We start from the raw sequence: 808 nt of genomic DNA, 5'->3' as shown, positions 1-808 counted from the left end.
GTACTCTCGTCATCGGCACCTAACAGACTGCCATTTAGTGTTACGAAAACAAGGCCACCGACTGCCGACGGTCACAGGCGTGGTTCCCGGAGCACATGACGGGACTGCGCCGTAAACGATCGTTTTCGGCTGGGCCGTCGCGTGCACTCCGCGCATGAGTTCGGCGTTGGTTCACGATGCAGCCCATCCCGGACGTAGGCCACTCCTTCGCTTCACGATGAAACGCACCGTGTCCGGGCGGGTATCGAGCCAGACGCTGATGAGATCGCGAGCTTGACTCGGCACTTCTTGCAGCGCCAGCGCCTGCGAGACGGTGTTGAGTTCTGGAACTCTGATGTGCCACCACCGCCCGTCGGGATGGACGGTGACAACGTAGGGACGGGCCCGATTCGCGTTTGGTATAAGAGGGATACTTTACGCCGAGTCGCGGCTAGAAGCGAGGCTACTTCCGAGACGTCGCCCGACGGCCGACATAGTCGGTGTGGATCGCACCGGCGGCCGCGCGGTGTCGGTCTGTGACGTTTGAAGCGCTCTGGTTTTGTTGGAGACTCCTGACCTTGGAAACGAGGATGGGGTTATGCCGAAAGAGCAGACATCAGGGAAGCCGACGACGCGTCGGTATTCGACAGAGGAGAAAGCTGCTGCGGTCCGGATGGTGCGGACGTTGCGTGCAGAGCTCGGGACCGATCACGGGACGGTGCAGCGTGTGGCGTTGCAGCTCGGATACGGGATCGAGTCCGTGCGGATGTGGGTCAAGCAAGCAGATATTGACGGCGGTCACGTCGCTGGGGTGACCACTGCCGAAGCT

At 61.3% G+C, this 808-nt stretch carries 1 protein-coding gene; it reads left to right on the top strand.

What is annotated here, in order from left to right:
- Positions 1–577: 577 nt before the first annotated feature.
- A partial coding sequence (locus ACWAUG_RS13625) for a transposase (RefSeq protein ID WP_460802250.1) occupies positions 578–808 on the top strand: 231 nt, incomplete at its 3' end.

The organism is Microbacterium sp. GXF6406, from assembly GCF_054798215.1.
This window is presented reverse-complemented; position numbering and strand designations above follow the sequence as displayed.